Origin of the sequence: Pseudoalteromonas sp. BSi20652 (assembly GCF_000239855.1) — a bacterium.
In the GTDB taxonomy this organism is placed as follows: Bacteria; Pseudomonadota; Gammaproteobacteria; order Enterobacterales; family Alteromonadaceae; genus Pseudoalteromonas.
On record NZ_BADT01000039.1, the window covers coordinates 1 to 7,539 of the forward strand.

5 protein-coding genes and 1 pseudogene are annotated in these 7,539 nt (G+C 37.0%); 1 reads left to right on the plus strand and 5 read right to left on the minus strand.

Translation table 11 applies throughout. The features are described 5' to 3' along the window. Positions 1-15: 15 nt before the first annotated feature. From P20652_RS14775 to P20652_RS14765, 4 genes and pseudogenes are all read right to left on the minus strand, one after another. On the minus strand, positions 16-1,206 hold the full coding sequence (locus P20652_RS14775; RefSeq protein ID WP_008166300.1) for an amino acid aminotransferase: 1,191 nt from the start codon (positions 1,204-1,206) through the stop codon (positions 16-18). A 93-nt stretch (positions 1,207-1,299) separates the two neighbouring features. Next, positions 1,300-1,959 (minus strand): GAF domain-containing protein, encoded by a 660-nt coding sequence (locus tag P20652_RS14770; protein ID WP_008166301.1) that lies wholly within the window; start codon positions 1,957-1,959, stop codon positions 1,300-1,302. Between the two features lie 56 nt (positions 1,960-2,015). Further along, a pseudogene (locus P20652_RS17455) lies at positions 2,016-3,664 on the minus strand (SpoIIE family protein phosphatase). Beyond that, a complete protein-coding gene (locus tag P20652_RS14765) occupies positions 3,664-3,969 on the minus strand; it encodes an STAS domain-containing protein (protein WP_002962948.1) in 306 nt (101 codons plus the stop codon). The pseudogene P20652_RS17455 and the gene P20652_RS14765 overlap by 1 nt, the downstream one beginning before the upstream one ends. A gap of 129 nt (positions 3,970-4,098) precedes the next feature. Between P20652_RS14765 and P20652_RS14760 the strand changes: the two genes are divergently transcribed. Continuing rightward, positions 4,099-4,428, plus strand: a complete 330-nt coding sequence (locus P20652_RS14760) for a translation initiation factor (protein ID WP_008166304.1) — start codon at positions 4,099-4,101, stop codon at positions 4,426-4,428. 13 nt (positions 4,429-4,441) lie between these two features. Here P20652_RS14760 and P20652_RS14755 read toward each other — a convergent pair whose 3' ends face one another. Next, positions 4,442-7,453: an EAL domain-containing protein gene (locus tag P20652_RS14755; protein WP_008166305.1), complete on the minus strand. Its 3,012-nt coding sequence runs from the start codon at positions 7,451-7,453 to the stop codon at positions 4,442-4,444. Positions 7,454-7,539: the final 86 nt, after the last annotated feature.

The window sequence follows — 7,539 nt, forward strand, 5'->3', positions numbered from 1 at the left end:
TTATATTAACTGCGTTTATTTACAAACGTCAGCTACAGCATTTGAAAAGTATTCAATATTTGACTGGCTAATACCTGCAACATTTACGCGGCTAGAGCCAACAATGTAAATGCCGTATTCTTTTTGTAGGCGAGCAATTTGCTCTTTATTAATACCTAAAAAAGAAAACATACCGTTTTGACGCTCAATAAATGAGAAGTCTTGCGCAATATCTTTTGTTGCTAAACTTTCTTTAATTAGGCTACGTAAGCCATTTATGCGGCTACGCATTTCATCAAGCTCTGAGTGCCATAATTGTGTAAGCTCTGTACTGCTTAAAATAGTATTAACAATATCAGCACCATGCGCTGGCGGCATTGAGTAAATACTACGCACAACGCTTAGCATTACAGAATTTGAAATATCTGCTGTTGCGCTATCTTTTGCAATTAATGAACATGCACCAATACGCTCGCGGTATAAGCCAAAGTTTTTAGAGCATGAAGAACAAATAATTAGCTCTTCTACTGCATCAGCTAAAATACGTAAGCCACGTGCATCTTCTTCAAGTGAAGCACCAAAGCCTTGGTATGCAATATCAACAAGTGGTGTAAAGCCAACTTCTTTTGCAAGTTCAGCAACCGTGTTCCACTGTGCTTCGTTTAAATCCATACCGCTTGGATTATGACAACATGCATGCACTAACACCACATCGCCTTTAGGCACTTGTTTAAGTGTGTTGATCATTTCATCAAACAATAAATCTTTATTTTCGTAATCGTAATACGGGTATTCTTTTACTTTTAAGCCTGCAGCTTCAAACAAGCTAATATGGTTTGCCCATGTTGGGTTAGTTACCCATACTGTTGCATCTGCATTGCAACGCTTAATAAATTCAGCAGCAACGCGAAGTGCACCCGTACCACCTGGCGCTTGCGCAGTACGTACGCGATTTGCTAGCAATGCTTGATGTTCACCTAGTAGTAACTGCTCCATCTTTTGGCAGTAATCTAAGTTTCCCGCTAAACCAATGTAAGATTTGCTCATTTCGTTTTCAAGACGAAACGCTTCAGCTTTTTTAACCGATTTAAGTACCGGTGTATTGCCTTGCTCGTCTTTGTAGACACCTACACCTAAATCAATTTTATTAGGGTTTGTATCTTGTTTATAGGCCGCCATAAGGCCAAGAATAGGATCAGTTGGTAATGGTTTTAATACTGAGAACATTGGCTATCTCTTATCATTATTTAGGGGTTAGCTGTTATGTTAAGCTTAACATAAAAGCTTAACATAAAAGCACATCATATTGACTAGCGTTATTTACACTAGAAAGTGAGGAATTTTAATACAACATGCAATTAAAACGGCAAGCGTCTTTTCATTAAAAAAATCATTTTTAAAGGCTTCTGCATCTACAATACCAACGCATTCATTTTGTGCATTAAATAAAGGTAGGCAGGTTTCTGATTTAACTTTAGGGTCACATGTGTAGTATTCACCACCTTGTGATAAATACGCTTCAACGTTATTAATAATGCGGCCCTTGTGAGATAGCGCAACCTGTACGTTGTTACTGCCAGCCGCAAATGCTTGCGTTAAAGGAAACAACGGACGACTAGGCGCACCATGATAAGCCAATTTTAATAGTTGCTTACCTTCACTGGTATTAGTTGATTGATAAATACCATACCAATCAACGCCCGTTTGCTGCTCAATGTAGCTCACAATACTTTGTAAATTAGCTAGCTTGAACTGTGTTTGCTCATCATTTTTAAGATAGTCAGTTAATTTGAATGGCTCATCTTGTAGGTAACCAAATAAACTACACGCACCGCCCTCGCCAAGCTCAGGTATTTGATACTCCCAACATACATCAGGCAAAGCAGTGTTTGCTAAATGTAGCTCAAGCTTTTCAAGCTCTGTTGAAATCAAAGCTGGATTAGCACTTAGTTGTGCTTGTTTTAAGTAAGAAGAAATCATTTGGCCATCCATACATCTAAAGTTTCGAGAATAATAGCATGGATATTTTTGCAGAGCTAGCTCAACTTGTAGCACATTTCAACTTGGTTACCGCTGGCGTTATAAGTGACCTTTTCGGCTATTTCTTCTAACAAAGACACCCCTCTGCCAAATTCATTATTAACCTTTGCCAGTTCATCTTGCTTACTACTAAACCCTCTGCCTGAATCACAAATAATAAAATACAAACTGAGCGTATCGGGGCAATAGCGCATATCAATAATAATCATGGCATCTGTAAGTTTAGCAAGGGCTGCCTCTCTTAATTCGTAATATCGAAAAAAGCCATCTTCTTGTTTTTTAATTTCTGAATTAAGCCCTAATACACCATGATCAAGCGCATTGTTATAAGCCTCAGATAACAGTAAAAATATATTAGAACGATGGGTATTTAGCCCCCCAACACTACTTAAAATATTAACAACGTCGTACACTGGATCTGTTTTTTTATTTGTTCTGAGTTTAAGCTCAAAGATAAATTAAAAGCTAAAGTAGAAAAGGCTTCTCGCTCTTGCTCCTCAGGGACTAAGGGCAGGCAGTTTAGTAAAACAATGCTTAAATCGTCTTGCTGTTTAGTCCCATCGGCAAACTTAGTAACGTCATTGACTATATCCTCACTACTAATCATCAACTTATTTTTTAAGGTTTGTAAAAAACGTTCCTCCCCAAAATATATATCTTCTTCGTTTGATGTTTCTATAATCCCGTCTGTCGCCAATACAAGGCGCGTATCGATGTTTGTCTCGAAATGAATTACTTCATATTCAAATTCTTGTTCATCTAAAATCCCTAGCGCCATGTGTTGCGATTCTAATGTTTGCTTTACGTTACCGTTTTTATCTATTAAATACGCATCAGGTAAGCCGCCCATCCACGCAGAAATACTTTTCCCTGATGCACTAAGCTCTATAATAGTCGCCGCACAAAACATGTGACCTGGTAGGAGGTTGTACAGTAGTGTATTTAGCTCGCTGGCAATATCGTTAACCGCCATGCCTTTTTGTACCATAGTATAAAACACACGAGAAACCGGCAACGCACCAATAGCAGCAGCTAGGCCGTGCCCTGTAAAATCGCCCAGCATGCAGTACAAATTACCTATTGGGCTTTGCGCAACCAAAAACATGTCACCATTAAACATAGATGCGGGTGATAAATTAAAATCTAAGTACTCTTTAAATTTCCCCTGGTTTTCTAGTGAGTTATTAAAAATATGCTCAATTATTTCGTGCTCACGTTCAATTTGATTATGATGATATTCAAGTAATTTTTTTTGCTGATTCGCTTTTTTACTCAGCTCTCTAGTGCGGCTGTGTGCTTTAATTTTTGCATGGAGAATAACTTTTTCAAATGGCTTGTGTATAAAGTCATCGCCCCCTACCGCAAGGCAGCGTTCAAAGCTTGCTTGATCTTCTAAAGAGGTTATAAAAATAATTGGTAGATAAACTTCATTATACTGCTGTTTTATTTTTTCAGCAGCTTCAAAGCCATCCATTATCGGCATTAAAACATCTAATAACACGATGTCTATTGGTTCTTTTTTTAGAACCTCTATGGCATCTAAACCATTATAAGCTAGGGATATTTTATAGCCCTCTTGCTCAAGCATTTTACTTAATAAAATGCGATTGAGGGCTTGGTCGTCAACTATTAGCACATGCATCATTAGCTAATATCAAACTTTTTATCAAAACGAGAAATTTGTAATATTTTTCTTAACTGAGGTTGGCAGTTACTGATCTCGATTGTTTTCACTTGGCTATCAATTGTTTTTTTCATGTTAAGTAACATGCCAAGTGCTGAGCTGTCCATGTAGTCAGTCTCTCTTAAATCTATTATAACTTTTACTGTTTTTTCGCTCATTTGAGCATAAGCCTGGCGAAAAGATTGCACCAAATTAAAGTCAAACTTACCTTTAATTTGTATTGTTAATGTAGTGCCATCGACTGATTCATTTTTAGTTAAACTCATAGTAAGCTCCAGTAATATTCTCTTTGAACTAAATATAACCTGTTAAAAGTATTTAGCAAAAAGAAAAACACACAACAGCAAATTTGCTATCATTTACCTCATTATTTATTTTATCTATAAAGGCCGCGTATGAGTGATAGTCACTTGGTATATTCAACAAGCACTGGGCGTATTGACCAGCCAAAACCAGAGAAAGAGTTAGAAGCTAAGCTATTTAAAGATGGTTTTATTCGTATTGAACGCCAAACTAAAGGCCGAAAAGGCAAAGGCGTCATGTTAGTTGTAGGCATTAACCCTAAAGATCATGACTTAAAAAAGTTAGCTAAAACTATAAAAAGTAAAATGGGGCAAGGCGGAGCAGTAAAAGAAGGCATTATAGAAGTGCAAGGTGATGACCGCGATAAATTAAAAGCTATTTTAGAAAACCTAAAATTTAAAGTAAAAATTGCGGGTGGTTAACCCGCATTTTAATTTATACACACTCACCATTTGAAAGCTTATTTAATTTATCAAATAAACTAGGTAATTCCTTCTCAGGAATCGGTGGACTGAAATAATAGCCTTGCACAATAAAGCAGTTATTTTTTTGTAAAAACTCTACTTGCTCTATTGTCTCGACCCCTTCAGCAACCACATTTAGATTTAATTTTTGTGCCATCGCAATAATAGCGGCTGTAATCTCCATGTCATTTGTATCTTCTGGAATATCTTTTACAAATGAACGATCAATTTTCAATATATCAACTGGGAACCGTTTTAAATAACTAAGCGACGAATACCCCGTACCAAAGTCATCAATAGAGATTGATACTCCAAGCGCTTTCAGTTCGTGTAACTGTGCGATAGCGGCTTCAACATTTCCCATTAACATACTTTCAGTCAACTCTAAATGAAGACGTTTAGCCGAAACACCCGACCTTATAATCATCTTGCTTAGGGTAGAAACTAAGTTTGAATCTTTAAACTGACGAGCCGATAAATTTATCGATATATTATTTTCTCGATCTTGCTCTGTTAACCTTACAGCAAAATCACATGACTCCTGAAGTACCCATTTACCTAGCTCAACGATGAGCCCTGTCGCCTCTGCTATAGGTATAAACTTGTCAGGTGAAATTAACCCTTCTGTAGGGTGGAACCATCTTAATAGTGCTTCGTAGCCAACTACCTGTTGGTTTGTGCTATCAACTTGAGGCTGATAGTAAATAACAAACTGTTTTTCTTTTAGCGCTATACGCAGCTCACTTTCAATAAATAATCGCTCGTTAGCAGCAAAATTTAGCTCTTGGCTATAAAAATGAAAAGTGTTCCGCCCTTTCGCCTTTGCCTCATACATGGCTAAATCAGCGTGTTTTAATAATTGGTCTTCTTCTAGACTATCGTAGGGAGCCATTGTAATACCAATACTAGCACTGACTATGACTTCATTGCTCCCCAATTTAATAGGTACGTTTAGCGTTTTTTGAATCGTATTTGCGACATCTGTTGCATGTTCTTGGCTTTCAATGCCACTGAGTAACACAGCAAATTCATCACCGCCAAGGCGCGCAATGGTATCTTCAGCCCTAAGGCGTTTTCTAAGTCGATTTGCCACTTCAATGAGTAATTGATCACCGGCATCATGTCCTAATGTATCGTTAATACGCTTAAATTCATCTAAATCAAAATAAAACAATGCAAATGCGTAATGCCCACGTTCTGCCAATGCCATTGACTTACGTAATTGCATTCTAAAAAATGTTCTATTTGCCAATCCAGTTAACGTATCAAAATAAGCTAGTTGCTCCATTTTACGCTGGCTTTCTTTTACAAACGAAATGTCTTGCGCTGATGCAACATAGCTCGTTATTTCACCGCCATCTTCACGAATTGGCGAAACACTCAAAGACACCCAAATTGGGTCTTTATTTAAACCTTGGATTAATGTATCACCTCGCCAGTAATTTCGGCTGCGTAAATCTATGTCTATATCTTCAACTAACATAGACATCTCTGAGGCAATAATATTAAGTAATGGTGCTCTGCTAAAGTGACTTTCTGGATAGCCTGTCATTTCAAGCATTTTTGGATTTACGTATTCAATTACAAAATTCTCGTCGGTAATGACAACTCCAGTTCCCGAAAAAGCCACCGCTTTGGAGAGGCGATTGGCTGCCTTTTCGGCAATTTCTTTTTCAGTGATACGCTGATTTAAACCATCGATGAGTTTACGGATCTCTACCGTCATGTCTCTAAATGAGCCATTAAGCGTGCCAATTTCATCTTTATTTTCTGGCGGGAATTCTGTTGTTAACTGGCCCTTACCAAAGTTTGTTACTGCATAGACTAATGTATGTAAACGGCGAAGTACTAGTTGATAAAGCGCTTGGTGCAACAATATAGCAACGAGTATTGCGTATAAAATAAAAAGCCCAAAAAACTTCAGTTTTAAATCTTGTAATGCTGATAGCGTAGAAGAACGTTTTTTATAAACACCAATGTACCAATCTAAATTATCAATTTTACGAATATTAATAATATGGGCTTCATCGTTTTGTTTAAACGAGTTTGCATATTCTGGAAGCTTAATAGCAATCACATCGTCAATAATAGATTGTAATTCGGGATTAACAAATTCGCTTGTAAGTAGTGCTTTGTCATCACTACCATAGTCCTCTAATAATGCAGGATTTAAGTTTGGATGCGCTAATAACTGCCCTTTGCTATCAAATACTAATAAATGCTTTTCTTTATCACCAACAGGTAAAAACGAAATCAATTTATTGAGAGATATATCACTACCCGTTACACCGCGTAACTCATTATCTTTATAAACAGGTACTAGCAAACTAATAACCCATTTTTGCCATACTTTATCGTAATAGACTTTTGACCATGCAGGTTCTCGCTCTGCCCCTAACGTATTTTTAATATACTTATAGGTTGAACCATTAGTTACTCTAAAATCGGCAGGTGCATTTAACGCCCAATTTGGAGGTGAAATACGAATAAAATCATCATTAGTTATTAGGTAAAAATTAAAGAAATCGTGTACTAATGTCGGGGAAATTATCCGCCACAGCATTTCAGAATCATTAAACAGGCGTTTATAAAAAGGAGAGTAATTTTGCTGTGGTAAAAAAGCCGCTGACAATCCGTCTGCAGAACTGCTTCTAATAGTACCATCGCTATTAAACTGTAACTGTGATTTATTGCTGAAGTTAATTGGAGAGCTAGCTTGAAAAAGCTGTTCTGTTACAACGTTATTAGCTTGCTGGGCAATATTTATTTTTGTATTAATACGCTCTTTAAATTGCTTAACCAGTAAATCGGTAGAGACTTTTAAAACTTCGTGCTCTTCAAAGACAAGTTGCTTTTCTTCAGATTGAAGCATTAAGGCAGCCGCACATACCCCTGCTATTAAGCAAATAGCAGATATCAGTAGCGATAGTTTTACACTTAAAGAATTAAATCCAAAACGCGATGGCGGGCGTCTATAAATCACAGGTCAACCTTAATTATTAATAATTGTTTTTATTTGAACCAGTCCCTGAAATATACCAGATCAAAGTCCATATTTATAAATTTTTT

Coding starts and splice junctions, on each gene's coding strand:
- P20652_RS14775 (WP_008166300.1), bottom strand. CDS start 1,206: ATGTTCTCAGTATTAAAACCATTACCAACTGATCCTATTCTTGGCCTT.
- P20652_RS14770 (WP_008166301.1), bottom strand. CDS start 1,959: ATGATTTCTTCTTACTTAAAACAAGCACAACTAAGTGCTAATCCAGCT.
- P20652_RS14765 (WP_002962948.1), bottom strand. CDS start 3,969: ATGAGTTTAACTAAAAATGAATCAGTCGATGGCACTACATTAACAATA.
- P20652_RS14760 (WP_008166304.1), top strand. CDS start 4,099: ATGAGTGATAGTCACTTGGTATATTCAACAAGCACTGGGCGTATTGAC.